The 26,869-nt window shown below is 42.1% G+C and carries 29 protein-coding genes; 22 read left to right on the top strand and 7 right to left on the bottom strand.

What is annotated here, in order from left to right; genetic code table 11:
* Positions 1 to 137: 137 nt before the first annotated feature.
* From QZ169_RS02905 to QZ169_RS02915, 3 genes are all read left to right on the top strand, one after another.
* A complete protein-coding gene (locus tag QZ169_RS02905; RefSeq protein WP_002899027.1) occupies positions 138 to 359 on the top strand; it encodes a DUF4649 family protein in 222 nt (73 codons plus the stop codon).
* An 18-nt stretch (positions 360 to 377) separates the two neighbouring features.
* Positions 378 to 692 (top strand): thioredoxin, encoded by a 315-nt coding sequence (trxA, locus tag QZ169_RS02910; protein ID WP_295504808.1) that lies wholly within the window; start codon positions 378 to 380, stop codon positions 690 to 692.
* A gap of 155 nt (positions 693 to 847) precedes the next feature.
* The gene (locus QZ169_RS02915; protein WP_295504809.1) at positions 848 to 1,258 is read left to right on the top strand and encodes a hypothetical protein; all 411 of its coding nucleotides are present in this window, start codon (positions 848 to 850) and stop codon (positions 1,256 to 1,258) included.
* Between the two features lie 190 nt (positions 1,259 to 1,448).
* Here the strand turns inward: QZ169_RS02915 and QZ169_RS02920 are convergent, their stop codons facing one another.
* From QZ169_RS02920 to QZ169_RS02935, 4 genes are all read right to left on the bottom strand, one after another.
* Positions 1,449 to 1,685 (bottom strand): hypothetical protein, encoded by a 237-nt coding sequence (locus QZ169_RS02920; protein ID WP_295504810.1) that lies wholly within the window; start codon positions 1,683 to 1,685, stop codon positions 1,449 to 1,451.
* 211 nt (positions 1,686 to 1,896) lie between these two features.
* A complete protein-coding gene (locus QZ169_RS02925) occupies positions 1,897 to 2,256 on the bottom strand; it encodes a hypothetical protein (protein ID WP_295504811.1) in 360 nt (119 codons plus the stop codon).
* Between the two features lie 165 nt (positions 2,257 to 2,421).
* Positions 2,422 to 4,218 carry an oligoendopeptidase F gene (pepF, locus tag QZ169_RS02930; RefSeq protein ID WP_295504812.1) on the bottom strand — a complete coding sequence of 599 codons (1,797 nt, stop codon included), beginning with the start codon at positions 4,216 to 4,218 and terminating at the stop codon, positions 2,422 to 2,424.
* A gap of 115 nt (positions 4,219 to 4,333) precedes the next feature.
* A complete protein-coding gene (locus tag QZ169_RS02935) occupies positions 4,334 to 5,695 on the bottom strand; it encodes an MFS transporter (RefSeq protein ID WP_295504813.1) in 1,362 nt (453 codons plus the stop codon).
* 478 nt (positions 5,696 to 6,173) lie between these two features.
* Between QZ169_RS02935 and pnp the strand changes: the two genes are divergently transcribed.
* The 9 genes from pnp to QZ169_RS11540 all read left to right on the top strand — a co-directional run bounded on the left by pnp (position 6,174) and on the right by QZ169_RS11540 (position 13,547).
* Positions 6,174 to 8,375 carry a polyribonucleotide nucleotidyltransferase gene (gene pnp / locus QZ169_RS02940; RefSeq protein ID WP_295504814.1) on the top strand — a complete coding sequence of 734 codons (2,202 nt, stop codon included), beginning with the start codon at positions 6,174 to 6,176 and terminating at the stop codon, positions 8,373 to 8,375.
* 91 nt (positions 8,376 to 8,466) lie between these two features.
* Positions 8,467 to 9,084, top strand: coding sequence for a serine O-acetyltransferase (gene cysE / locus QZ169_RS02945; RefSeq protein ID WP_002899011.1), 618 nt, complete (start codon positions 8,467 to 8,469; stop codon positions 9,082 to 9,084).
* A 30-nt stretch (positions 9,085 to 9,114) separates the two neighbouring features.
* On the top strand, positions 9,115 to 9,333 hold the full coding sequence (locus QZ169_RS02950; RefSeq protein WP_295504815.1) for a YdeI/OmpD-associated family protein: 219 nt from the start codon (positions 9,115 to 9,117) through the stop codon (positions 9,331 to 9,333).
* 13 nt (positions 9,334 to 9,346) lie between these two features.
* Complete coding sequence (locus QZ169_RS02955) at positions 9,347 to 10,111, top strand: nucleoside phosphorylase (protein WP_295504816.1); 765 nt, start codon at positions 9,347 to 9,349, stop codon at positions 10,109 to 10,111.
* A gap of 8 nt (positions 10,112 to 10,119) precedes the next feature.
* Positions 10,120 to 10,641, top strand: a complete 522-nt coding sequence (locus tag QZ169_RS02960; protein WP_000301974.1) for a dihydrofolate reductase family protein — start codon at positions 10,120 to 10,122, stop codon at positions 10,639 to 10,641.
* A 17-nt stretch (positions 10,642 to 10,658) separates the two neighbouring features.
* Positions 10,659 to 12,002, top strand: coding sequence for a cysteine--tRNA ligase (cysS, locus tag QZ169_RS02965; RefSeq protein ID WP_295504817.1), 1,344 nt, complete (start codon positions 10,659 to 10,661; stop codon positions 12,000 to 12,002).
* The gene (locus QZ169_RS02970; RefSeq protein ID WP_062201056.1) at positions 11,995 to 12,387 is read left to right on the top strand and encodes a Mini-ribonuclease 3; all 393 of its coding nucleotides are present in this window, start codon (positions 11,995 to 11,997) and stop codon (positions 12,385 to 12,387) included. The genes cysS and QZ169_RS02970 overlap by 8 nt, the downstream gene beginning before the upstream one ends.
* A 19-nt stretch (positions 12,388 to 12,406) precedes the next feature.
* Positions 12,407 to 12,838 (top strand): DUF6892 domain-containing protein, encoded by a 432-nt coding sequence (locus QZ169_RS02975; RefSeq protein WP_295504818.1) that lies wholly within the window; start codon positions 12,407 to 12,409, stop codon positions 12,836 to 12,838.
* 286 nt (positions 12,839 to 13,124) lie between these two features.
* Positions 13,125 to 13,547, top strand: coding sequence for a hypothetical protein (locus tag QZ169_RS11540; protein WP_002907990.1), 423 nt, complete (start codon positions 13,125 to 13,127; stop codon positions 13,545 to 13,547).
* A gap of 124 nt (positions 13,548 to 13,671) precedes the next feature.
* On the opposite strand, the gene QZ169_RS02985 is transcribed toward QZ169_RS11540, so the two are convergent.
* On the bottom strand, positions 13,672 to 14,628 hold the full coding sequence (locus tag QZ169_RS02985; protein WP_295504820.1) for an aromatic acid exporter family protein: 957 nt from the start codon (positions 14,626 to 14,628) through the stop codon (positions 13,672 to 13,674).
* Between the two features lie 152 nt (positions 14,629 to 14,780).
* Here QZ169_RS02985 and rlmB point away from each other — a divergent pair, with 152 nt between their 5' ends.
* The 5 genes from rlmB to rpsI all read left to right on the top strand — a co-directional run bounded on the left by rlmB (position 14,781) and on the right by rpsI (position 17,919).
* Positions 14,781 to 15,509 (top strand): 23S rRNA (guanosine(2251)-2'-O)-methyltransferase RlmB, encoded by a 729-nt coding sequence (gene rlmB, locus QZ169_RS02990; RefSeq protein ID WP_295504821.1) that lies wholly within the window; start codon positions 14,781 to 14,783, stop codon positions 15,507 to 15,509.
* Entirely contained in the window at positions 15,506 to 16,027 is a 522-nt protein-coding gene (locus tag QZ169_RS02995) for an NYN domain-containing protein (RefSeq protein ID WP_295504822.1), read from the top strand. The genes rlmB and QZ169_RS02995 overlap by 4 nt, the downstream gene beginning before the upstream one ends.
* Positions 16,017 to 16,880, top strand: a complete 864-nt coding sequence (locus QZ169_RS03000) for a DegV family protein (RefSeq protein ID WP_295504823.1) — start codon at positions 16,017 to 16,019, stop codon at positions 16,878 to 16,880. The genes QZ169_RS02995 and QZ169_RS03000 overlap by 11 nt, the downstream gene beginning before the upstream one ends.
* A 180-nt stretch (positions 16,881 to 17,060) precedes the next feature.
* Positions 17,061 to 17,507, top strand: coding sequence for a 50S ribosomal protein L13 (gene rplM / locus QZ169_RS03005; protein ID WP_002893769.1), 447 nt, complete (start codon positions 17,061 to 17,063; stop codon positions 17,505 to 17,507).
* A gap of 19 nt (positions 17,508 to 17,526) precedes the next feature.
* Entirely contained in the window at positions 17,527 to 17,919 is a 393-nt protein-coding gene (rpsI, locus tag QZ169_RS03010) for a 30S ribosomal protein S9 (protein ID WP_002902303.1), read from the top strand.
* Between the two features lie 207 nt (positions 17,920 to 18,126).
* Here rpsI and QZ169_RS03015 read toward each other — a convergent pair whose 3' ends face one another.
* A complete protein-coding gene (locus QZ169_RS03015; RefSeq protein ID WP_295504824.1) occupies positions 18,127 to 19,005 on the bottom strand; it encodes a LysR family transcriptional regulator in 879 nt (292 codons plus the stop codon).
* Positions 19,006 to 19,132: 127 nt separating this feature from the next.
* Positions 19,133 to 19,483, bottom strand: coding sequence for a helix-turn-helix domain-containing protein (locus tag QZ169_RS03020; protein WP_255778474.1), 351 nt, complete (start codon positions 19,481 to 19,483; stop codon positions 19,133 to 19,135).
* Between the two features lie 370 nt (positions 19,484 to 19,853).
* Between QZ169_RS03020 and QZ169_RS03025 the strand changes: the two genes are divergently transcribed.
* The 5 genes from QZ169_RS03025 (at position 19,854) to QZ169_RS03045 (ending at position 26,827) form a co-directional block, all read left to right on the top strand.
* Positions 19,854 to 21,479 (top strand): malolactic enzyme, encoded by a 1,626-nt coding sequence (locus QZ169_RS03025; RefSeq protein WP_295504825.1) that lies wholly within the window; start codon positions 19,854 to 19,856, stop codon positions 21,477 to 21,479.
* Positions 21,480 to 21,555: 76 nt separating this feature from the next.
* Positions 21,556 to 22,503 carry an AEC family transporter gene (locus QZ169_RS03030; protein WP_295504826.1) on the top strand — a complete coding sequence of 316 codons (948 nt, stop codon included), beginning with the start codon at positions 21,556 to 21,558 and terminating at the stop codon, positions 22,501 to 22,503.
* Positions 22,504 to 22,957: 454 nt separating this feature from the next.
* Complete coding sequence (locus QZ169_RS03035; RefSeq protein ID WP_295504827.1) at positions 22,958 to 24,514, top strand: type I restriction-modification system subunit M; 1,557 nt, start codon at positions 22,958 to 22,960, stop codon at positions 24,512 to 24,514.
* Positions 24,504 to 25,499 carry a virulence RhuM family protein gene (locus QZ169_RS03040; protein ID WP_295504828.1) on the top strand — a complete coding sequence of 332 codons (996 nt, stop codon included), beginning with the start codon at positions 24,504 to 24,506 and terminating at the stop codon, positions 25,497 to 25,499. Before QZ169_RS03035 ends, QZ169_RS03040 begins: the two co-directional genes overlap by 11 nt.
* Positions 25,499 to 26,827: a restriction endonuclease subunit S gene (locus tag QZ169_RS03045; protein WP_295504829.1), complete on the top strand. Its 1,329-nt coding sequence runs from the start codon at positions 25,499 to 25,501 to the stop codon at positions 26,825 to 26,827. The genes QZ169_RS03040 and QZ169_RS03045 overlap by 1 nt, the downstream gene beginning before the upstream one ends.
* The last annotated feature ends 42 nt before the right edge of the window (positions 26,828 to 26,869 follow it).

Consider the following 26,869-nt stretch of genomic DNA (forward strand, 5'->3'; position numbering starts at 1 on the left):
GTTTGTTAGGAAATCGGTGAGTGGCTTGAAAAGCGAAGTGATTTCTCCAAGTCGTTTTATTTGACAGATGTAACCAAACCAATTACAATATAATCATAAAATAAAAATTACAAGCGTAGTTTTGAAAAGGAGAAGTTATGATTGAAATCACATATTTGGATGCTGTCAAGCAGGAGCGGAAGATGACCTTTGAGTCTTATCAGGAGTTTGAGCAGTCCCAGCAAGCCTGCTTGATTGGAGTGGCAGATTATTACCCAGTTAAAAAGTTGACCTATAAAGGCCATGATTTGAACTACCAGGGTACTTACGGCGATGTCTTCTTTTTCCTGATGAAGCAGGATTTGACAAAGTTTGACTAAGAATAAAGGAGAAAAATAATGGTAAAAGCAATCACAGATGCAACATTTGAGCAAGAAACAAAAGATGGTTTAGTGCTCATTGACTTTTGGGCCACTTGGTGCGGACCTTGTCGGATGCAGGGACCAATCCTTGACAAGCTCTCAGAGGAACTTTCCGAAGACGAGCTCAAGATTTTTAAGATGGATGTGGACGAAAATCCAGCTACAGCACGCGCTTTTGGCATCATGTCTATCCCGACCTTGCTTTTTAAAAAAGACGGTCAGGTCGTCAAGCAGCTAGCGGGTGTTCATACAGCCCAGCAGATTAAAGCTATTGTGGCGGAGTTGGGATAAAGTAAAATTACGGTTATATAGACCTGTTTTAAAATGAGACTGCTCTTGTTATAGAGCGGTCTTTTTTATTGCGATTATAACAATAATGAGTCAATTTAAAAATTTTGTTCGAAAATTCACTTTTTAAGGTATAATAAGTAGAGGTAAATTTTCCAATGGATCGCGCTAGAGATCTGGGTTATTTAAAACATGATGGGAATGAGGTAATGATTATTATTGAGTTGCTAAAACATCTTTTATTTATCTTTATGATTTTTACACCATTCATCGCTCCAGCGGCTTTGTGTTTCTTTGTGGGGTGGATGATTCCTAGAGAGCAGATCACGCAAAAAAGAATCATACTAGTATTAGCCTTGTTGATTCCTGTTTTGCTTTTAATTTCGTATTTTGCCCCTCAGATATTAGGCCTCGTGTTTTGGAGTTTGATCTGGTTTTTCATCGGGTTGCTGCGAATGAAGAATTATACTAAGTCACAGTACTGGATAAGATGGCTTATATTTATCGCTTGTTTTAGTGCCTATATTTTACTTTATCTCCGCTTTTTTGGATCGCTTTATTTTTATTGAACTATTTAAAAATCAGCTTGAAGATTTGCTTCAAGCTGATTTTGTTTATTCTTTATTTCCCTAAATCCTCGCTATAAACAATAATCTGATCGACTGTGTAAGACAAGAATTGGATGGTGTAGCGGAGTGGTTTGTCTGTCTTGTGCATATTTATTGATGGGAACTGAACAAATTTAGAAAAGAATAGATGTTACCATTCTAATCCTGCATTTGCTATTTCTTTTTTTGAAGCGAACTGGCCGTTAGGACGATGCCACCTGCCATTAGAATCTTTAAAATATCCACTGGCAGTTACTGTTTCTTGTTGTTCTGCCGCTTGTCTTTCCGCTGCCTGTCTCTCCGCTTCTTGGCGTGCTTCCTCTGCAAGGCGTGCTTCTTCAGCCCGTTGGTTAATTGCATTTTGAACTCGTCCGATGCGATCCGTCAAGTTAGATTTTGTAGTTGGATCTGAAACGCGTTCGACTGCTGCCTGTGCCGGAGAAATATTTTCTGCGACCTGATTATTTTCAAGCTGTTGGACAGCCTGATTGGCTTCTTCAACAATTTTCTTAGTCTCTGCTTCTTTACGTGCTTGTTCCTCGCGAGCTTTTTTCTCCTCTTCCTGCTTTTGTTTCTGAGCTTCCTTTAGCTCTTTTTCTTTACGTTCTTTCTCTTTTTTTACTGCTAGATGCTGTAGAGCTACTAGTTTGTGATGACGATGAGCTAGTTGAGGAACTATTAGATGTAAATTTTGTTACCTGGCTTTGTTTTGTCTGCTCTTTAATAACATCAGGAGTTAACTTCCCTACTGCATAGATTCCTAGTATCCCGACAATAGTGACGGCAATGGCAATATTGCGCTTTTGAATATTCGGTTTTCGTTTAGTGAAGCGCCAAATACCAAAGCATCCTCCTATGAACATCAATGGCATGGTGATTGGTGCAAGAATGATGATGAAGAGAACTGCCAGAACAAGCAGTATTTTCTTCAAGGTTGGCTTTTCAAAAAAAATTTTCATATTAAAACTCCCTTCGGATATTTATCCAAGGACATCATATCACAAAACGGAAGCGTTTTCAACAAATATTTTGTAGTAATTGAAAATACAGATTTAATTTTGTTTTTTAAAAGAAAAAAATCAGACTCAGATGCATAATCTGAGTCTGATTTTAAAGATATAGGCTTATTCCCCTAACTCCTCGCTGTAAGCAATAATCTGATCAACTGTGTCTGACAAGAACTGGATAGTATCACGGAGTGGTTTGTCAGTTGAGATATCTGCTCCGATAATCATGGCTGACTCAAGCGGAGTCTTGCTGCCGCCAGATTTGAGCAGTTCAAGCCAGTCACGGGCACCATTTTCGTTATTTTTCAGGTGTAGATAACCGGCGGTAGAGATGACTAAGCCTGCTGAGTAAGTATAGCTGTAAAGCCCCATGTAGTAGTGGGCTTGGCGCATCCAGGTCAGGGCAGCATCGTCGTCAATCTCAACGGCATCGCCCCAGAATTCTATCAAAACTTCTTTCATGATAGCGTTGAGTTTGCTTGCACCGAAGGTTCCGCCTTCTTCAATCAAAGTATAGACCTTGCGTTGGAAGGCAGCTTCCAGCAAGTGAGTAATGAAGTTGTGGAAGTAGGTATCCGTCAGACGGTGAGCCAGGGCAAAGCGTTTCTGGCGTGGGTTATCAAACTGGCGTTCCAGATAATCACTGAGCAGGAGCTCATTAAAGGTAGACGGTGCTTCCACATAGTAGGTGGACATGTGGGCGTTGAAATAGCTTTGGTGATTGTCAGAGAAGATAAACTGACCGGAGTGGCCAATCTCGTGAATCAGAGTATAGACATCACTCATACGTCCAGTCCAGCTCATGAGGACATAAGGGTGAACCCGATAAGGATCAGCAGCATAGCCTCCAGAATCCTTTCCAGCATTGGCCGCAAAGTCGACCCAGCGTTCTTCCTTATAGCGGGCAACTTCTTGGCAATACTCTTGTCCGAGTGGCTCGACTGACTTCATGACGAGGTCATAGGCATCATCAATGCTGACTTCGGGATTGAGCTCGCTGTCCAAGTCCAGCTTCCAGTCGGCAAAAGTCATTTTTTCAAGTCCGTTTACCTTAGCGACATGCTTGAGGTATTTCTGAGCTACTGGGGCAAATTCACTCATAATCAAGTCAATCTGCCGGTCAAACATAGAGCGATCAACTTCTTGCTCTGCCAGCAAGTAGTCAAAGACAGACTCATAGCCCTTCATGTCAGCCAGTAATTTTTCAGACTTGACCTGAGCTAGATAAGCAGCTGAGGCAGTGTTTTGATGCTGACGAAGCCCTTCTGAGAAAGAGCGGAAAGATTTTTCGCGGATTTCTGCATTTTCATGGTTTTGGTAGAAATTCTCATAGGTGACAAAGCTGTTTTTGAAAACTTTGCCGTCTACTTCAAAGTCAGCCATGGCAAAGTCGCCGGCCCGCATCTTGGTGTAAATATCCTGTGGACTGTAAAAGACTTCACCTAGATTGGTCAAGGCTTTTTCGACATCTGCTCCCAGATAGTGGGCTTTTTTGATTTTAGCCTGGCGAATGGCTGAGGTCAAATGGGGCTCTTGGCCTAGTCTCTCTAAGACAGACTCATCTGCACTGACCAGAGCGTCGTCAAAGAAGCTGAGTGCGACATTGGCCTCGGTCTCAAACTCCATGGCTGCTTGGGCAATCTGCGCAAAGCTCTCGTCGCCAAAGTCAGTGGTCTGTGGCATAAAGCCGTAGTTACCAATGTGGCTGATTTGGATATAAATCTGCTCTAACTCAGCAAATGCCCGCTCAAAATCTTCGAAAGTGCTAAGCTTGCCTTGATAATCACGGACGAATTTCTGGATGTCCTCTCTGGCCTTTTCGATGGCCCGCAGGAAGTCCTCCTGGTCTTGGTAAAGGGCTGTTAGGTCCCAGAGTTCATTTTCTGGAAATTCAGAACGATGTTTTTGTTCCATAGTCTACTCCTTTTGTCGTATATAGAAATAGTATAGCAAAAAATCCCCCAAAATGTCTTTGGGGGAGAAGGATAAGTCAGTAATTTTTAGCTGTTTATCAGATCGAGGATAAAAGTCAATGTTTCTTTGCTGCAATCCTTTTAAAAAGCAGTAAATAAGACAAGAATACGAAGATAACCAGGCCTAATAGCAGGGTGAAGACGTTTTGAGTTCCTTTTGTCATATTGGGAGCTTGATTAGCGATGACGGCCGTTACTGCGGTACCTATAGCACCCGCAAAGGTCTGGGCCAGCTGAAACAGCGCGGTCGTATCTGCAGTCTTTCCTTTATCAATTTGAGTCGTCGCTAGGGCAAGTGTGTTATTGAAGGCCATGTTTCGTCCCAAGGTAAAGCAAATATAAATCGCAATAACAGCTGTTAAGGTAAGTTCTTTTGTAAAGATAAGGAGCAAGAGTACAGCCAGGAAAAGAAGTGAATTTCCTGTAAAAAGGGTTGGTTTAGGACCATTTCTATCATAGAGCTTGCCAAAGACAGGAGAGAGGAAGGCTCCGAGCATGGTTCCTGGAAGCAGCGCAAAGCCTGCCTGAGCGGTTGAAATGTCTTTTTCTATGACTAGGAAGTTGGGAATCAGAAAATTAGCTGATAGGTTGATAAATTGAAAAATAAAGAAGGGTAAAATAGCCAATAAGACTGTTGGTTGCTTTAAGATACGAATATCTAGGAATGGATGATCAATCTTTAAGCTCCGATAGATGAAGCAAGCTAGTGGTAGTAGACAGAGAATAAGATAGGGCCAATCGATATGTCCTTCTTCTAAGCTGGAGATGGCTACAATGGCAAAGACGAGTGAGCTTGCTAAGAGGATAAATGAGGGGAGATCGAAGGCACGTTTCCTAGACTTCTCGGAATTTCTTAAAAAGAAAAAGCCAAGGATAAAGGAAATGATTGGGACAGGAAGAATAAAGGTATAAATCATATGCCAGTCAAAACGACTAATCATAAAACCACCGTAAGTCGGACCAATTGCTGGTGCTAGGCTGACCACCATTCCAGATAAGCCCATGTAGGTTCCAATTTTTTGCTTAGGAACACGCTCAACAATCAAGTTAAAGAGCAAAGGAATGGCTAATCCAGTAGCTCCTCCTTGTAGGATCCTCCCTATCATCAAGATGGGAAAGCTTGAAGCCAACATGGCAATCAGAGTTCCCAAGCAAAAGTTGGCCAAAGCGGTAAAGAGGATGGTTCTTTCTTTCCAATTGTGGGCCAAGGTTGCTCCTAAAGTAATCGTAATGGCCACTGCTAACAAATACCCTGTCGTAATCCATTGTAGCGTTCCCAATCCTAATCCAAAGACCTTGCTTAGGTGCGGGAAGGTTACATTCATACTGGTTTCAGATAAGATGCCTGCAAAGCTGACTAAGGCTGTCGCAAGGAGTGAGAAAAAATCTTTCTTTTCAACTGTTTGATGTTCTGGCACGATTGTCTCCTTTATATGTTTGAAATGAGTCACTGTATTTATTATAAAGCAAGAAGTCCTCTTTGAAAAGTGAATAGTGGCTATACCGCCATCCTATTTGACGAATCGAAAGGGAAAAAACGAACTCTGACAGCCAGCTATAATCAGCTATAGAAAAGAAAAATAGGTTTTCAGTACTTTTATAGAAAAAAGCCATTTTCAGACTTTTTCTTTTGGCTGAAATTGTGGTAAAATAAGGTCTGTACGTGCTTGATACAAAGATGAGGATATAATAAGCTACTAAGACCATGATATTAAAGTCAAAGTGCTAACTGAACACGTCCTAGGTTTTTTGTAAAAAAAGATAAATCTATCTAGGAGCAGTCGCTCCGTCGTTCGCTTTCCTATTTTTACTTTGCTTTTTGACGGTCTTAGTATCTTGATCTTTGTAGCCAAGGCGTATGAAAAAATTTGAGCATGTGCTCGGCAAGGAGTCTTTATGACAAAACAAGTTTTTAAAACCGTTTTTGCAGGTCGTGAGCTGGTAGTTGAAACCGGTCAGGTTGCAAAGCAGGCAAATGGCAGCGCCGTTGTTCGATATGGAGAAAGTACCGTTTTAACTGCGGCAACCATGTCTAAAAAGATGGCTACTGGTGACTTTTTCCCATTGCAGGTCAACTATGAGGAAAAAATGTATGCAGCTGGGAAATATCCTGGTGGCTTTAACAAGCGCGAAGGCCGTCCGTCAACGGATGCGACTTTGACTGCCCGCTTGATTGACCGTCCGATTCGCCCTATGTTTGCGGAAGGCTTCCGCAATGAAGTTCAGGTTATCAATACCGTTCTTTCTTATGATGAAGATGCTTCGCCTCAAATGGCAGCTATGTTCGGTAGCTCTCTGGCTCTTTCTATCTCAGATATTCCTTTTAACGGTCCTATCGCAGGAGTTCAAGTTGGCTATGTAGATGGTGAATTTATCATCAACCCGAGCAAGGAACAAAAAGAAGTTTCACTTTTGGAACTGACAGTGGCTGGTACCAAAGAGGCTATCAACATGGTAGAGTCTGGAGCCAAGGAGCTGTCTGAAGATATCATGTTGGAAGCTCTTCTCAAAGGGCACGAAGCGGTCAAAGAATTGATTGCCTTCCAAGAAGAAATCGTTGCGGCAGTCGGCAAGGAAAAAGCGGAAGTAGAATTGCTGCATGTTGATGAAGAGCTGCAGGCAGAGATTGTCGCAGCCTACAACAGCGACTTGCAAAAGGCTGTTCAGGTAGAAGAAAAGCTGGCACGTGAAGCAGCGACTCAGGCTGTCAAAGACCAAGTCACAGCAGTTTATGAAGAAAAATATGCAGACCACGAAGAATTCGACCGTATCATGCGTGATGTGGCTGAAATCTTGGAGCAAATGGAGCATGCAGAAGTGCGTCGTTTGATTACCGAAGATAAGGTCCGTCCTGACGGTCGTAAGGTTGATGAAATCCGTCCACTGGATGCGGAAGTGGATTACCTGCCGCGTGTGCATGGTTCTGGTCTTTTTACTCGTGGTCAAACCCAAGCCTTGTCTGTCCTGACTCTGGCACCAATGGGCGAAACGCAAATTGTTGACGGCTTGGATCCAGAATACAAGAAACGCTTCATGCACCACTATAATTTCCCGCAATACTCTGTCGGTGAGACAGGCCGTTATGGGGCTCCTGGCCGTCGTGAAATCGGACACGGTGCTCTTGGGGAACGTGCCTTGGAGCAAGTATTGCCTAGTTTAGAAGAGTTTCCTTACGCTATCCGTCTGGTAGCAGAAGTCTTAGAGTCAAACGGTTCTTCCTCACAGGCCTCTATCTGTGCGGGTACTCTGGCTCTGATGGCAGGTGGTGTGCCGATTAAGGCACCGGTTGCCGGAATTGCTATGGGCTTGATTTCAGATGGCAGCAACTACACGGTTCTGACGGACATTCAAGGTTTGGAAGACCATTTTGGTGATATGGACTTTAAGGTAGCTGGTACTCGCGAAGGGATTACCGCCCTGCAAATGGATATCAAGATTGAAGGAATTACAGCGGAAATCTTGACAGAAGCTCTGGCTCAGGCTAAGAAAGCCCGCTTTGAAATTCTTGATTTGATTGAAGCGACGATTCCAGTTCCGCGTCCTGAGTTGGCTCCAACTGCTCCGAAAATCGACACCATCAAGATTGATGTGGACAAGATCAAGATTGTCATCGGAAAAGGTGGGGAAACCATCGACAAGATTATCGCTGAAACTGGTGTCAAGATTGACATTGATGAAGAGGGTAATGTGTCCATCTACTCCAGCGACCAAGACGCGATTAATCGTGCTAAGAAAATCATTGCTAGCTTGGTCCGTGAAGCAAAAGTGAATGAAGTTTACCATGCCAAGGTTGTTCGAATTGAGAAATTCGGTGCCTTTGTTAATCTCTTTGACAAGACAGATGCACTGGTTCACATCTCAGAGTTAGCTTGGACTCGGACTAATAATGTCGAGGATGTCGTACAAATCGGTGATGAAGTGGATGTCAAGGTGATCAAGATTGATGCCAAAGGCCGGGTAGATGCTTCCATGAAAGTATTGCTGCCGCGTCCACCAAAGTCTGATAAGCCAAAACATCATCATGACAAGGGACATCATCCACACAAGGAGCACAAAGGTCACAAAGACCATCAAGAAAGCCCTAAAACAGAAGAATAAGAGGTCGCTTATCCCTATAGACCTCATCAAAAATCGGCAGAGGCGAGCCTAGTTCTCGTCTCTCCTTGTTTAGAGAAGGAAGGAGGCTAGCATGGGTTGGTGGAAGGAATCTATTGATATTGTAAAAGAAAATGACCCGGCGGCACGGACGTCGCTGGAAGTCTTGCTAACCTATCCAGGCATCAAAGCTTTGGCGGCCCACCGCCTCTCGCATTTTTTGTGGCGGCACGGCTTTAAGCTGCTGGCGCGCATGCACAGTCAATTCTGGCGTTTCTGGACCCAGATTGAGATTCATCCTGGCGCTCAGATTGAGTCAGGTGTCTTCATTGACCATGGCAGTGGACTGGTGATTGGAGAAACGGCCATTGTGGAGAAGGGAGCCATGCTTTACCACGGTGTGACCCTAGGCGGTACGGGCAAGGATACAGGCAAACGCCATCCGACCGTCCGTCGGGGTGCCTTGGTCTCTGCCCATGCCCAAGTTATCGGACCAATTGAGATTGGCGAGAAGGCCAAGGTCGGAGCTGGTGCAGTTGTTGTAGCTGATGTTCCAAGTGATGTGACGGTGGTTGGCGTACCAGCCAAGATTGTCCGTGTTCACGGTGAGAAAGACGAGCCAACCATTCACGAGGTAGAGGAAAAACGGGAATACTATCTAGACAAGCTAGAGCATGCCCGTGAAGCCAGCCATCATTCATCAAGTCTGTAGAAAAGGCTAGCAAAGTTATCTAAGTAAAATATGACGGGAGGAACCGACATGTCAGATTTATCAGATGCTATTTTGAATCAGGTAGTCCTTGAACTGAAAGAAGGTTTGGACGGTCTTGCCAAGGAGCGCTTTACCAAACTACCGCCTAGCCACCAGCGCGAATGGGCTCGCTATATCAGTGAAGCCAAGAAAGATGAGACCAAGCTGCGCCGCATAGAAAAGATGAAGGCGGATTTGCTGAATCCTTAAAGAAAGAGAACTTATGCTATTAGAGGAATTTGAAGATATAGCAGCAGTCATTGAGCCAACTGAAAAGCCAGTCCATGACAAGGGTGAAGTATGCAAAACCATCATCCTGTCCTTTAATGGCGAAATTCTGAAACGTTTGATTGAGTCAGAAGAAGTCTATCCAGGAGGCTATTTGAAAAGCATAAACGGACAGCATCCATGGTATATTTACCGCCAAGGTCCTAGCAAGCTAGCAGTTATGTTGGCTCCGATTGGGGCTCCCATGATAGTCGGCCAGCTGGAGGAGTTGGTGGCCAGAGGCTTCACGAATTTCATCATTCTAGGTTCCTGTGGCGTTTTGGATCGCTCAATTGAGGCGGATAAAATCATTCTGCCGGCTGCTGCTTTGCGAGATGAAGGGACTAGCTATCACTATGCCCCACCGGGTGACGAAGTCGCCTATAACGAATCACTGTTGATTAATTTGGAAGCCATCTTTGATAAGCACAATATCGAGCATATCCGCACCAAGTCTTGGACGACTGATGCCTTTTATCGGGAAACGCCTGATAAGGTCAAGTGTCGCTTGGCTGCTGGAGCACAAGTGGTGGACATGGAAGCTTCGGCTATCATGGCTTGGAGTCAATTTCGCAAGAGTAAAGTCTATCAGTTCTTCTACACAGCTGACTATGTGGATCATCATAACCGAATCTGGGATGCCCGCCATGAAGAGCGGACAGCTGATGCCATGACTTTTTTCACTATCGCTTTGACAATAGCAAAGGAACTAGAAAGGTAACTACAAGAATGGCAGTATATTTTTACGGCTGTATCACCATGGATGGCTACTTGGCAGACAGCCAGCACAGGATAGACTGGCTGCATCAGCTTGGTTCTGTAGAGGATACAGGCTATGATGACTTTTACAGGCAAATGGATATCACCATCATGGGCAAGCGGACCTTTGAGGAAATCCAAGATTTGCAAGATGTAGAAAGTTTTTATCAAGCTACGGAAAACTATGTCTTTACGCATGATAGGCACCTGCCTGTCAGCAATTACCAGCCAGTAGCTGGGGATGTGGTGGACTTTGTTCACCAGATTGACAAAGGAAAAAATGTCTTTGTGATTGGTGGTAATTCCTTGGTAGGACCGCTCTTGGATGCGGATCTTTTCGACCACCTCATTATTCAGATAGCGCCCCTTATCCTAGGAAAGGGGGTTCCCCTCTTTACCCAAGAGGAAGGACAGCGCTTTTACCAACTGGATAGCCTCAGACAATTTGGCCCTTTTGCAGAGCTGGTTTTCAGCCGAAAAAGTCAGAAATAGAGAAGGGAGTGGACCGCATGATTAAAATTTACGACACCATGACCCGCAGCCTACGTGAATTTGTGCCCATTGAAGAGGGCAAGGTTCGCATGTATGTCTGCGGTCCGACGGTTTATAACTATATCCATGTCGGCAATGCCCGCTCAACAGTAGCTTTTGACACAGTTCGTCGCTATTTTGAGTATCGGGGATTTGAGGTCAATTATATTTCCAATTTTACAGATGTAGATGATAAGATTATCCATCGAGCCAAGGAAGAAGGCATCACTCCCAAAGAAGTGGCTGACAAGTATATCGCAGCTTTTCGTGAGGATGTGACGGCCTTAGGTGTTAAGCTGGCTACTCAGCATCCGCGCGTGATTGACTTTATGGAGGCAATCATTGACTTTGTGCAGACTTTGGTGGACAAGGGCTACGCCTATGAGTCAGAGGGCGATGTCTATTTCCGAGTGGAAAAGTCTCACAATTATGCCAAATTAGCCAATAAAACCTTGGCAGACTTGGAGTTGGGTGCTTCAGGTCGTACCGATGAAGAAACGGCTCGCAAGGAAAATCCTGTAGACTTTGCCCTTTGGAAAGCTGCAAAACCAGGCGAGATTTCTTGGGACAGTCCTTGGGGAGCAGGCCGTCCGGGCTGGCATATTGAGTGTTCGGTCATGTCAACGGAGATTTTGGGTGATACTATTGATATTCACGGTGGAGGAGCAGACCTAGAGTTTCCTCACCATACCAATGAAATCGCCCAGTCAGAGGCCAAGACTGGTCAGACTTTTGCCAACTACTGGATGCATAATGGCTTTGTCAACATCGACGATGTTAAGATGTCCAAGTCTTTAGACAATTTTATCACTGTTCACGATGCCCTCAAGACCATTGATGGCCAGGTGCTGCGTTTTTTCTTTGCTACCCAGCATTATCGTAAGCCAATTAATTTCACGGAAAAAGCAGTTCATGATGCAGCGACCAATCTTAAGTACTTGAAGAATACTTATGAGCAGCCTTTCACTGGTCAGGCAGATTCTGCTCAGCTTCAAGCCTTTCTAGACAAGTTCACCGCCGCTATGGACGAAGATTTCAATGCGGCTAATGGTATCACAGTTGTCTTCGAGCTAGCCAAGTGGATCAACTCTGGCAACTACACCTCTGAAGTTAAGGCAGCCTTTGCCGAGCTCTTAGAAGTTTTTGGTATCGTCTTTGTAGAAGAAGTCCTAGACGCGGACATTGAGCGCTTGATTGAGGAACGCCAAGCAGCGCGGGCTAATCGAGACTTTGCGACTGCAGACCGTATTCGGGATGAATTGGCCACTCAGGGCATCAAGCTTTTGGATACAAAGGACGGAGTGAGGTGGACCCGTGACTGATGTCAACCTGATTAACGGCATTGCCCTCGCCTTTGAGGGAGATGCTGTCTACTCCATGTATATTCGGCGCCACCTGATTTTTCAAGGGCTAACCAAGCCAAATCAGCTGCACAGGGAAGCGACCAAGTACGTTTCTGCCAAGGCTCAGGCTAATCTCATCTCTCTCATGCTGGAAGAAGGGATCCTGACGGAAAAGGAAGAGGATATCTACAAGCGCGGCCGCAATGCCAACAGCCACACCAAGGCTAAGAATACGGACATCGTCACCTATCGCATGTCTACCGGCTTTGAGGCAGTCATGGGCTACCTGCATATGACCGAATCTATTGAGCGACTGGAAGAGCTGATTGGTTGGTGTATTCGGAAGATTGAGGCCTCGTTCTGATTATGAAAGGAACTAATTTATGAGTGATTTCTTACAATTTGATAATTTTAATTTCAAGTTGGCTATTATTCAGGAGTTAATGTATGAACAAAACGTGCTTGAACCACGATTTGACGTTTACAGTTTTTGTGAATCTGAGAAATTATCTATAGATCCAGAAGACTTCTATGAGACACCAATTCCTGAAGTAGAGGCTTATTTCGAACGATTGGAAATACCTAAAGAGTATGCGCAGAATGTGGAATGCCTCTTCTTTGATGGAGGTAATGATATCTATGCGCAATTAATCCCTTTATGGGATGGTGAAGATGATCAATTTGATTTGGAAAATGTGACTGAAAAAGAGCTATCGCAGTTTTCGAATTTAAAAACCATTGACGGAACAATCTTTCCATTTTCTAAAGAAGTACGTGATTTATTTGAATCCAAAGGAATTGATATCGAAGAGTAATATTATTGAATAAAGGAATCTTATGAAAAAATTTATATTGTTTGCAGTCTGCTTGTTTAGTCTGATGACACTTAGCGCCTGTATGTTTGTCCCTCTTTTCAGACGAAGTGGCAATACTTCGTCGTCATCTAGCTCTAGCTACTCAAGAAAACAGAGCTCATCTTCGAAAAAAGAATACTCTGATGACGACTATGACTATAGCTCATCTAGTTCGTCTTCTACAATTGAAGATGATCCATATACTCTCTTTAATGACTTTGGTCAATCTTTGGACGCCCTTACTGATATGCAAGATATTGATAAGTGGGAAGAATTTAAATCCATCAATCTCATTTATTTTGAAGAGGAGTCTGATAGGGTTGCTACTAAAAAGGATGAAGTACGTGCTAAGCTGGGGCAGCCAACTTCAGAGCTAAGTAGTGGAGGTGACCTGTGGAAGTCGGATAATTATACTATCCTTATTGCTTATGATGAAAATTCTGTTGTTATGAATAAGCTTATTACATTCACTTCCTCTAAACAGGTGGAAAGTTTAAGCGGTATTTCCAAAGGAATGTCAGCCCAAGATGTTGTGAAAAAACTAGGGAAACCACGTGGTCTGGATGTGACTGGTATGTTTACTCGCTTCGTTTGGGCGGACGAGGATGATAAGGACTATTACGTCTATTTTAAGGGCAACAAGGTTTATGACACTAAGGAACCTAATTAAAAAGACATCAGTTATATAGCCGATGTCATGAAATGAAAACAAATTATTTTAATTCGGAGATAAAGGTGAATAAAGGCCTTTATCTCTTTTTTAGTTTTAGTACTTTATTTGCTAAACAAAGCAACTAGTCTTCTTTATATTTTTCGTAAAATTCCACCTTAATTCTAATAAAGGTCTCCAAGTCTCGCAGGAGCTGCAGGAGCATGGCGCGGGTTTCAAATTCCTGACGCGTCTTAGGGAGTGGCCTCTCACGAAAAACGGTCAAATAGTTGTCAATCTCGCCCAAGAGGTCTCGGGCGGGATTTTCTTGGCTCAGCTGCTTAGCGGTCTGGGAGAAGAGGCGGGCTAAAATTAAGCTTTCGCTGGCTGCTAGATAGCAGTTATTGATATTGCTGGCCATGTCTTGCAGGATACGGTTTTGGGTCTGCCGCATTTCGAAATAGTGGATATGGTAGTTGGTCTGGTGAAAGAGGTGGTTGGAGTGATCCAGATAGACCAGCTGCAAGGCCTGCTGCAAAATCTTGTCCAGCTCCTTGATCAGAGCTGCATCATTTCGGCCGTCTCCAGATTTTAAGAAATATTCAAAGCGCAGAAGAATCTTTTTCAGTTGTTCCTCCACTTGCTCGTGGTAGCTGTCAATCTCTTGCTGACGCGAGGGCATATAGAGATTGGCTAGGAGGGCAAAGCCAGTTCCAATAAGAAATAGAGCTAGCTCATTGCCAAGCAGAGACCAGAAGGTGGATTTTTCTAAGAGCAGATGGGTGACCAGGACGGTGCTGGGTGTGATGCCGATTTCCCAGCCAAGCCGAAAGGCCAGAGGCACATAGATCGCGATATAGATGGCCAATGCTCCGAGATGAAAACCTAGAAAGTGAAAGGCTAGGCTTCCGATAGCCAGAGCCAGCAGGGTAGATAAAAAGCGATTGCCAGCTAGCTTTGCAGTGCTGCGGCGGGTATTGGTCACGCTGAGGATGGCAATAATTCCGGCTGAAGTTGAGTAGGCCAGACCTAAAAAGTCAGCCAGCCAAGCAGCTAGACAGGTAGCTAGTACTAGCTTGATGGTGCGTTGGAGGAGAGACATGAGTAAGAGTTTCCTTTTTTAGACTTCTTTCTATTATAGCATGACTGGCGGGGAATCTTGGAAGCTGCTGATTGCTTTTTATCAGAGCAGAATTCTGTCTCGCCCGAGTAAATCCTGCCGCCATTTTTTCGCCTTTGTGTTATACTAGTCCTATGGAAAAAAACGATATTGTCTACGGTGTGCATGCGGTGACAGAGGCTCTCGCAGCTAACACTGGAAATAAACTCTACATTCAAGACGACCTGCGTGGTAAAAAGGTCGACAAAATCAAAGATTTAGCAGCGGAAAAAAAGGTCTCCATCTCCTGGACACCTAAGAAAACCTTGCAGGAGATGACTGACGGAGCTGTTCACCAGGGCTTTGTTCTGCGAGTGGCGGAGTTCGCCTATACTGACTTTGAAGCGCTTTTGAAAAAAGCAGAGCAGGAAGACAATCCGCTTTTATTGATTTTGGATGGACTAACTGACCCCCATAATCTAGGCTCTATCTTGAGGACGGCTGACGCGACCAATGTGGCTGGAGTTATCATTCCCAAGCACCGGGCAGTCGGTGTGACACCAGTCGTAGCCAAGACCTCAACGGGTGCCATTGAGCATATTCCCATTGCCCGTGTGACCAATCTTAGCCAGACTCTGGACAAGCTCAAGGAAGCTGGTTTCTGGATTTTCGGGACGGATATGCAGGGGACGCCTTCTCATAAGTGGAATACAGCAGGCAAGCTAGCCCTTATCATCGGTAACGAAGGTAAGGGGATTTCAAGCAATATTAAAAAGCAAGTGGACGAGATGATTTCCATTCCTATGAATGGCCATGTCCAAAGCCTTAACGCTAGCGTGGCAGCGGCGATTCTCATGTATGAAGTCTTTCGCAATCGCCTATGAAAAGAAAAATCTTACTGGTGGACGGCTACAATATGACGGCCTTTTGGCGGGAGACTCGTCCTTACTTTAACCGCGGAGAGCTAGATGCTGCGCGAACGATTCTGCTTCAGAAACTCAGCAATTATGCTAGCTTTGAAGGACTGGAAGTTATCTGTGTCTTTGATGCCCAGTATATGCCGGGAGTTCGGCAGACCTACGAGGAGTTTAATGTGACGGTCGTTTTCACTGAAGAGGAGGAAACGGCAGATGACTATATCGAGCGCTTGGCAGCTGAGCTCAATACACCCAAAAATCAGGTGTCGGTTGCGACCAGCGATCTCAATGAGCAGTGGACTGTCTTTGCCCAAGGGGCTTTGAGAGTGTCCGCTAGAGAGCTAGAGAAGCGAGTGGCTATTACCAAATCAGACCTCAATAAGCTGAGCGGACAAATTAACCTGCAAAGACCGCCCTTGCGACCGATGGACAGCCAATCTTTGCGCGATTTACAAAAACTGATGGAGAAAAAAGATGACCTTTAAGATTTTAACTGATTCAACAGCAGACCTGCCAGAAAACTGGACCCAGGAAAATGATGTGCAGGTCCTAGGCCTGACCATTCAGCTAGATGGACAAACCTATGAGACAGTTGGTGCAGGCAAGCTGACCAGCCAAGAACTTCTGGATAAGATGGAGTCCGGCAGCAAGCCAACCACCAGCCAGATCAATGTCGGCCAGTTTGAAGATGTCTTTCGAAGCTATGCCAAGGAAGAGACACCAGTTCTCTATGTAGCCTTTGCTTCGGCTCTATCAGGTACTTATCAGAGTGCTGTCATGGCACGGGAGATAGTCTTAGAAGATTTTCCAGATGCACTGATTCGTATCATTGATACCAAGGCGGCTTCTATGGGTGAAGGACTTTTAGTCATGAAGGCAGCAGAAGCTAGAGCTGCAGGCCAGACTTTGGCGCAGACAGCAGACTTGATTGAGAGCTTGGTGCCTAAGGTTAAGACTTATTTTCTGGTTGATGACCTCAATCACCTCATGCGGGGCGGTCGGATTTCCAAAACTGCTGCGCTTATGGGGAGCTTGGTCAATATCAAGCCGATTATCGCTGTCAAGGGAGATGGAACTCTGGACTCGGTCGCTAAAGTTCGCGGCAAGAAAAAGGCACAGGCTGAAGTTGTCCGCATGACTCTGGAAGGAGTTGCTGATCCGCGAGTGGTCATCGCCTATGCAGGTGTCAAAGAGGTTGCTGAGAGTTTAAAAGCTCAGCTGCTGGAAAGCGACCAAGTAGAGGAAGTTCTCCTCATGCCTCTGGGGCCTGTCATTTCTACCCATACTGGTCCTGGAACTTTGGGACTCTTTAGTATCGCCCAAGACATTCAAGACTAAGAAAACATGAAATCGCTATTTCATAAATAATTGCTTCAAATCTATTGCTTTTGCCTACTATTTTTGATATGATAGTAGGCGGTATTGTTTACCCCATTTGTAAGGCCCCGGAACCTTTCAAATAACTCGCGGACCGGAACATCCGCCCTGTAAACAAAAACGATATTCATAGGAGAAATCATGAACAAAACAACATACATGGCTAAGCCAGGTGAAGTTGAACGCAAATGGTATGTAGTGGACGCTACTGATGTCCCTCTTGGACGCCTTTCTGCTGTTGTAGCAAGCGTACTTCGCGGAAAAAACAAACCAACCTTTACACCACACACTGATACAGGTGACTTCGTAATCGTTATCAACGCTGAAAAAGTAAAATTGACTGGTAAAAAAGCGACTGATAAGATCTACTACACTCACTCTATGTACCCAGGTGGATTGAAACAAATCTCAGCAGGTGAGCTTCGCTCTAAGAATGCTGTTCGTTTGATCGAAAAATCTGTTAAAGGTATGCTTCCGCACAATACTCTTGGCCGCGCTCAAGGTATGAAGCTGAAAGTATTTGTAGGCGCTGAGCACACTCACGCTGCACAACAACCAGAAGTTCTTGATATTTCAGGACTTATCTAAGGAAAGGAACAAATAAGCTATGTCACAAGCACAATATGCAGGTACTGGACGTCGTAAAAACGCTGTTGCACGCGTTCGCCTTGTTCCAGGAACTGGTAAAATCACTGTAAACAAAAAAGATGTTGAAGAATACATCCCACACGCTGACCTTCGTTTGGTTATCAACCAACCATTCGCAGTTACTTCAACTGTTGGTCAATACGACGTTTTCGTAAACGTTGATGGTGGTGGCTACGCTGGTCAATCAGGCGCTATCCGTCACGGTATCGCTCGTGCCCTTCTTCAAGTAGACCCAGACTTCCGCGATTCATTGAAACGCGCAGGCCTTCTTACTCGTGATGCCCGTATGGTAGAACGTAAGAAACCAGGTCTTAAGAAAGCTCGTAAAGCGTCACAATTTAGTAAACGTTAATTCGAGAGAATTACAATACATACAAAGAGCACCTTTCGGGGTGTTCTTTTTTATCGACACTTTGTAGATTTATAATTGGGAATCTCGTTGAATGGTATCAGGTAAATGAAAAGATTCGTTGATAATATCCTATTTCTTCGTACTTTAGTCTAATACCTATAATGTAAAAAACTCTAGCTATCAGGTAGTTGATAGTTAGAGTTTTTTCTATTCATATGATTTAATTAGATTAAATAAGTCCTCTACTTCTGATGACGGTGTAGCTGATTTGAGATAAGCGTAATAAACTGTAAATGTTATCTGGTCCTCCGGTATTAGAGGGATTTTTATTAAATCATCATCTTCATCAGAAAGTGCGATATCAGCCAGTAAACTTACGCCAATCCCTTTCTTTAAAAGTTCTTTAATAATGATAATGTCGTCACTCTTAAAGAATATTTCTGCCTTGTTTTGATACTTTTGATTAAGTAGTTCAAAAGCTTTCAGGTGAACAAAGTGTTCGTCTAATAGTATAAAGGATTGATCTACTAATTCTTCAAAAGTGAGGGAAGGAGCAGTAGCAAGAGGATGGTTCTTAGATAAAACGACATAAAGTTCTTTATGAAAGAGTTCATGCGTCTCTATTGAAGGATGATTGAGTGGTTCAATCAATCCGAGTAAGCTCGCATCTAGTTCTCCCTTAAGGAGAAGGTTTAATAATTCTACGGATCCACCACGAATAGGACGTACCTTTTTTAAAAAATCAAATTCAGTTTCTTTATGTAAGACAGAGAAAAGATACTGAATGATAATAGGAGGGAATCCTACAGTAGAGCAATGCGCCAAAGAGCGATTAATTTCTTTGCGAGTAGAAATGACCTCAGGTAAAATCAGTTCTGTATGCTTCAGAAGGATTTGTCCTTGATTAGTTAATTTAAAGGAGCGATGTGAAGGATCATGGTGAATCAATTTGCAATTAAAAGATTCCTCTAAGCGCTTGATGGCATAAGAAATAGATGGTTGGCTGACTTTATGTTGTTTTGCCACTTCCGTATAGGATTGAAGCTGGCAGAGGTCATAAAAATATTGTAGATCTTTTAAATTCATATGGGCTCACTTTCAATAGTTGGAGAAGGAAAATAAGTGGAAATCACCAGATAAATAATTTTTATCCGTATCCTACAATTTGACTATACGAGTATTCGCTGGTTAAAATGTAAGTGAGTCAGGGATATCAAAGATTATCTAAGATACTTTCAAAAATGACCAAGATCTTTTCTCGTTTATCAATAGGGAGCTGTTTAATCTTCATGTTGATTCTTTTGAGTGAAAGATTGTCGGTCTTATCAGAGGTTGATTCAAGGCTATCAAAATTGAAAAATTCCTCTGGGGTCATCTCTAGGGCGACAATCACTTTTTCAAGACTGTGAATGGTCAGATTCACATTTTGGTTTTCTAGTTGATTGATATACTTAAGCCCAAGTCCTGCTTGTTCCGAAAGTTCTTCCTGGCTCATTTTTTTCTGTGTTCGAAAATATTTCACTTTTTGGGAAATATATTGTTGTAAATAGTTTTTATTCGTCATATAAATAGAATACAAGTTTTGTATGACAAAAAAACACCTTAAAAAATACGAAGTATTGTATAAAAAACTTAAATAATATTTATCTATTGTAATTTGCCTTATAAATTTATATTCTAGTATGGCTTTATTTGTTCGATGGTAAAGAGCGATTACCGAAAATCTTATGAGTATAGAAATTTATAACATAAAGAGGTTAAAGAATCACAAAATGGTGCTTTGAGTAATAATCTACAGAATAAAGAGTTTTCAATAACGCTTTACTTCTAGACTCATTATAACATATACACTAACGATTGTATTTTTTAAATAACAAAGTTCGCCTAAAAATACATATTAAGTGGTATAATATTATCAAAAAGGAGGTTGCACTATGACTGCACATGATATTTTAAACAACCCTTTCCTTAATAAAGGGACTGCCTTTACCTTAGAGGAACGGAAGGAACTAGGTCTTATTGGTTTATTGCCACCTTATGTTCAAACCATTGAAGAACAAGCGACACAAACTTATGAGCAAATGCAAACAAAAGTAAATGATTTGGAAAAACGTCTTTTCCTAATGGAAATTTTTAATACCAACCGTACTCTCTTCTATTATCTCTTTTCTCATCATTTGGAAGAATTCAATCCAATTGTATATGACCCAACCATTGCAGATACCATTGAAGGCTACAGTGACCTCTTTGTAGATCCGCAATATGCGGGGTATCTTGATATTAATCATCCTGAAAATATTGAAGCCACTTTGAAAAATGCTGCTGGTGATCGCGAGATTCGTCTCATTGTTGTAACAGATGCAGAAGGAATCCTTGGAATTGGAGACTGGGGAACAAATGGTGTCGATATTTCTGTTGGAAAATTGATGGTCTATACGGGTGCTGCTGGAATCGATCCTTCTATGGTTCTTCCTTTAGTCATTGATGCAGGGACTAACCGTGAAGAACTTCGGAATAGTCCTAATTACTTAGGAAATCGTCACGAACGGGTTCGCGGAGATCGTTACTATGACTTCATTGACCAATTCGTTCAAACAGCAGAACGTCTCTTTCCTAAACTCTACCTTCACTGGGAAGACTTCGGCCGCTTGAATGCTGCCAATATTCTTGAAAAATACCGAAAACAAATTCCAACTTTTAATGATGATATTCAAGGTACAGGAATCGTTACCTTAGGTGGTATCTTTGGTTCACTGGATATTAGTGGTGAAAAATTAACAGATCAAGTTTATCTCTGCTATGGTGGGGGAACAGCTGGTGCAGGAATTGCCTCTCGTGTTCTTCGTGAAATGGTGAGTGAAGGTCTTTCTGAAGAAGAAGCTTATAAACGTTTCTTTATGGTTGATAAGCAAGGTCTTCTCTTTGATGATATGGATGACCTAACTCCTGAACAAAAACCGTTTGCTAAGAAACGTGCTGACTTTAGTAACGCATACAAGTTGACTGACCTGCTTGAAGTAGTGAAGACTGTGAAGCCAACCATTCTTGTAGGAACTTCGACTCAACCTAATACCTTCACTAAAGAAGTAGTAGAAGCTATGTGTGAAAACACAGAACGTCCAATGATCTTCCCCTTGTCAAATCCAACCAAATTGGCAGAAGCAAGTGCCAAAGATTTGATCGAATGGTCAGATGGCAAAGCTTTTGTTGCAACAGGAATTCCTGCTGATACGGTTTCTTATAAAGGTGTCGACTATGTGATTGGTCAAGCCAATAATGCCTTGATTTACCCAGGTCTTGGTCTAGGTATGCTGGCTTCTGAAGCAAGTCTTTTAACTGATGAAATGATTGGAGCAGCGGCTCATTCATTGAGTGGTATTGTTAATCCAGGCCAACCAGGAGCTCCTGTCTTGCCACCATTCAAGTATGTTGCAGATGTTTCTATTAAAGTAGCAGAAGCAGTTGCTAAAAAAGCGCAAGAGCAAGGTCTTGCACGCGCTAAGGAAACAGATATGGCCAAAGCCGTTCGTGATTTGAAGTGGTATCCAGAGTATAAATAATTCATTTCTGCTGCTATCCTTCTATACCGACAGATTTATATAGGCTGTGGACTTAAGAAATTTAGAAAGGATACCTATGTCACTCTTTTTAACCTCGATTACGAGTATCATTCCGATTATCGCTATTATTGTTTTGGGGTATATTCTTCAGGTGAAGGGATGGTTTGGAGATAGCTTTGGTTCCAACCTGTCTCGTTTGATCATGAATGTAGCCTTGCCAGCATCAATCTTTGTGTCGGTGATGAAATACCTAACACTAGATAAACTAATCAGTCTTTCTGGAGGTCTCCTTTATACTTTTGTAGCCTTTATCTTGGGATATATCGTAGCTTATATTGCAGTTATACTTTTCAAGGTCCGTCCAGGACGGCGAGGGACCATGATTAATACCTTTGTGAATGCCAATACTATTTTTATCGGTTTACCATTAAACGTTGCTCTTTTTGGGGATCAGGCTCTTCCTTATTTCTTAATTTACTATATCACCAATACGATTTCCACCTGGACATTGGGCGTGTATTTGATGACGAGCGACAGTAAATCGGGTCAAAGCAAGGAGACAACTAAATTTGACTGGAAGAAATTGCTACCAGCTCCGCTTGTAGGTTTTCTTGTGGCTCTAATAGTTTTGATTTTTCGAATCTCTATTCCAGAATTCGCAACGAATACCTTAACCTATGTTGGAAATATCGTCACTCCCCTATCTCTGATTTATATTGGTATCGTTCTTGCAAAGGCAGGCTTGAATACCATTGCTTTTGATAAAGATACAATTGTCACTTTAGTTGGACGCTTTATCCTAGCTCCTCTAATCATGCTTCTTGTATTGAAGTTCCTTGCACCAAATATGGCGACAGTAGAATTTAAGACCTTTATGATTCAGTCCGCTACGCCAGCTCTAGCTGTTCTTCCAATCCTTGCTAATCAAGGAAAAGGAGATGTGGAATTCTCTACGAATGTAGTGACTCTAAGTACGGTTCTATTTATCGTTGTTATTCCAATATTACAAACTTTATTAGGATAAGAAGGAAGAGGATAGGATTGAAAGCTATGCGCTAAGAAATTCCCCTATTTAAAAAAATATTGATTCCAATTTTATGAAATTAATCAGTAGATATCGTTTTGAAAAGCCTTGATATTACGCTATTTTTAGTCCAACTGAAACCCACACTTTCCAAACCAGATCTTAAGAAAGCTCGTAAAGCATCACAATTTAGTAAACGTTAATTCGAAAGAATTACAATACATACAAAGAGCACCTTTCGGGGTGTTCTTTTTTTGCTTGTGAATTGATTTAGGATAGTTTACCTAATTATTAGTCGCTTCAATTTTGTTATCGAAACCTAAGTAGATTTTTGATTGGTAATCAATAAGATGATAGTTAGATTGGAAAAACTCTTGAGAAATTCACTCTGACGAAATTAAATATTGAGAAAAATGATATAATAAGAAGAATAAAAAGTTAATGAGGAAATATGATGTCAGAACAGGTACAAAGGCAGGAGTTGCATAGAAAGATATGGGCAATTGCGGACGATGTTCGTGGTGCAGTAGATGGTTGGGACTTCAAGCAGTATATTTTGGGAATTCTATTTTATCGCTTTATCAGTGAAAACTTCAGACTCTATATCGAAGGTGGCGATGAATCAATTAACTATGAAGAGGTCTCTGAAGATTTAATTACACCTGAAGTTCGAGATGATGCCATTAAAACTAAGGGTTATTTTATTATGCCTTCGCAGTTGTTTTCCAATGTTGTCAAAACTGCTCGCCAAAATGAGCACTTGAATACAGATTTAAAAGACATCTTTGATGATATTGAGTCAAGTGCGATTGGTTATGCGAGTGAACATGACATTAAGGGTCTTTTTGATGATGTAGATACCAGAAGTAACAAGCTAGGTAGTACAGTTCCGGAGAGGAATCAGCGCTTGGCTCTGATTCTTGAAGGAATTGCAAGTCTTGATTTTGGAAACTTTGAAGATAACCATATTGACCTCTTTGGGGATGCTTATGAGTATCTAATCTCTAATTATGCTTCTAACGCTGGGAAATCTGGTGGAGAATTTTTTACACCGCAAAGTGTATCGAGACTCTTGGCGCGGATTGTTATGCTGGGCAAGAATGAAAAAAATAAAATCAATAAAATTTACGATCCTGCTTGCGGTTCGGGTTCGTTGCTCCTGCAAGCTAAAAAGCAGTTTAATGAGCACATAATTGAAGATGGATTTTACGGGCAGGAAATTAATATGACCACCTATAATCTAGCTCGGATGAATATGTTTTTACACAATATCAATTATGATAAGTTTAGCATTGAGCGTGGCAATACCTTGCTTGATCCTAAGCATGGGAACGATAAGCCCTTTGATGCTATTGTGTCAAATCCACCCTACTCTATCAAATGGATAGGAAGTGATGATCCAACGCTTATCAATGATGATCGCTTTGCACCTGCGGGTGTATTGGCACCTAAATCTAAGGCTGATTTTGCTTTTATTATGCATAGCTTGTCATACTTGTCAAATAAGGGACGAGCTGCAATCGTAACTTTCCCAGGTATTTTCTATCGGGGAGGTGCTGAGCAAAAGATCCGTCAATATCTAGTAGACAATAACTTTGTTGAAGCGGTTATTCAGCTACCAGACAATCTCTTTTTTGGGACCTCCATTGCGACCTGTATTCTGATTTTGGCAAAGAATAAGCCAACGACGGACATCCTCTTTGTTGATGCAAGTAGGCAGTTCAAGAAAGAAACTAATAATAATGTCTTGACAGAAGAGAATATCGAAAAAATCTTAGCCAGTGTTGAAAAGAAAGAAAATGAAGATTACTTTTCTTCTATGGTGGCACAAGAAAAAGTAGCAGAAGCAGATTATAATCTTTCGGTGTCAACTTATGTGGAAAAAGAAGATACACGTGAAAAGATTGATATTGATGTGCTCAATAAAGAAATCGCTGAGACTGTCGCCAAGATTGACCACTTGCGTTCAGAGATAGATAAGATTGTAGAGGAATTGAGCCATGGCAAATGATATGATTCTCTATAGAACAGATGACGGAGAGTCCGCTATTGAGCTTCACTTGGATAATGGAACAGTCTGGCTGACCCAACAAGAACTAGCTGAGCTCTTTCAAACTTCCAAGCAAAACATTAGTAAACATATAAAGGCTGTTTTTGATGATGGAGAATTAGTGGTAGAGGCAACTGTCAACTATAAGTTGACAGTTCAAAATGAGGGTGGCAGGAGTGTTCAGCGAAATGTTGCCTACTACAATCTGGATATGATTTTGGCGATTGGCTACCGTGTGCGCTCCCCTCGCGGAATCCAGTTTAGGCACTATGCTTCGACAGTCTTGAAAGAGTATCTGATCAAGGGCTTTGCTATGGATGATGAGCGCTTGAAAAACTTGGGTGGAGGCTCTTACTTTAAAGAACTCCTTGAAAGAATCCGAGACATCCGCTCCAGTGAAAAAGTCTTTTACCGTCAGGTTTTGGATCTTTTTGGGACGTCAAGTGATTACAATGCCCATTCACCAGAGGCAAAGAAATTCTTTGCGACGGTGCAAAACAAGATGCATTATGCTATTCACCACAATACTGCGAGTGAAGTCATCTATCATCGTGTCGATAGTGAAAAGGAGTTTATGGGCTTGACCACTTTTAAGGGCGACCTCCCTACCCTATCTGAAGCAAAAGTTGCCAAGAACTATCTGACAGAAAAGGAACTCCGTGGGCTCAATCAGCTTGTATCAGGATATCTAGACTTTGCTGAAAGGCAGGCTGAGCGAGAAGAAGTCATGACCATGGCTGACTGGGTGGCTCATGTAGATCGTATCCTTCAGGCTACTGGAGAAGACTTGCTGGACAATAGTGGTTCTATCTCTCGTGAACAGATGAAGCAGAAGGTAGATAAGGAATATAAGAGCTACCAAGCCAAGACCCTTAGTCAAGTTGAAAAAGATTACCTCAAGGAAATTAAAAGTATCGAAAATCTAGCCAAGGAAGGAGGTAAGTGATGAACATCCTAGAAGAAATCCAGAACTGCTCTGTTGAGTGGAAAGAGTTGGGGGAAGTGTGTGATACGGTAACAGATTTTACGGCAGCAGGCTCGTTTGCTTCAAATGCAAAAAACGTCAAATATATTCAAGAAGCTTCTTTTGCTCAACTTGTCAGAACAACAGATTTAAAAAGTGGATTTAAAGGAAATAATTTTGTTTATGTTGATGAACATGCCTTTAACTATTTATATAGAGTAAATCTAGATCAAGAAAGTTTGGTTATGCCTAATGTTGGTAATTGTGGAGAGATTTATTACATAGAACCTGAAAATTTACCATACGAAAATAATGTTTTAGGACCAAATGCTTTGTTGGTTAGAAGTTCTAAAGAAAATAATCGCTACCTATTTCATCTTTTTCAATCTGGACAATTTCAGAATGAGTTGGCGAAAATAACTTCTAATACTGGACAGACCAAGTATAATAAGACAAATTTGAAAAAAATTAGAATTCCAATCCCTCCTCTAGAAATTCAAGAAAAAATCGTGCAAACACTTGACAAATTTACCGATTATGTTACAGAATTGACCTCAGAATTGACCTCAGAATTGACCTCACGTAAAAAGCAATATTCTTATTATCGAGATAAACTTTTATCATTTGAGGATGAAGTTTATCAGGTTGAGTGGAAGACTTTGGGAGAATTATTTGTTTTTAAGAATGGGTTGAACAAAGGAAAAGAATTTTTTGGGAGTGGAACACCTATAGTTAATTATACTGATGTATACAGGAACAATAAAATATCAGCGAATGTTTTGAGAGGAAAAGTTAGAGTAAGTCCTGAGGAAAAAGAACGTTATGGTGTTCAAAGAGGGGATGTCTTTTTTACACGAACTTCTGAAACACAAGAAGAAATTGGAAAAACTTCCGTATTATTAGATGAAGTTAAAGACGGAGTTTTTAGTGGATTTGTTTTGAGAGCGAGACCGATTACGAAATTATTGCTTCCTGAATACTGTGCATATTGTTTTGAATCAACTACTTTTCGAAGGGATATTGTGCGGTATAGTACTTATACAACCAGAGCTTTAACGAATGGTAGTGCACTTTCGAAATTGAAAATCCCAGTCCCTTCTCTAGAAATCCAATCCCGCATTGTTCAAGTTCTAGATAACTTCGACATGGTTTGTCACGACCTGAATATCGGACTCCCTAAGGAGATTGAACTTCGTCAAAAACAGTATGAATATTTTAGAGAAAAACTCTTGACATTCACCGCCGAAGGCGTGTACACTGACAGTACAGTACAGTACAGTACAGTACAGTACAGTACAGACAAGACCTGATTAGGCTCTTGACTTGGGTGTTTGGGCCAATTCGAGTGGAGT

The sequence above is a fragment of the uncultured Streptococcus sp. genome, assembly GCF_905372115.1.
Taxonomy (GTDB): domain Bacteria; phylum Bacillota; class Bacilli; order Lactobacillales; family Streptococcaceae; genus Streptococcus.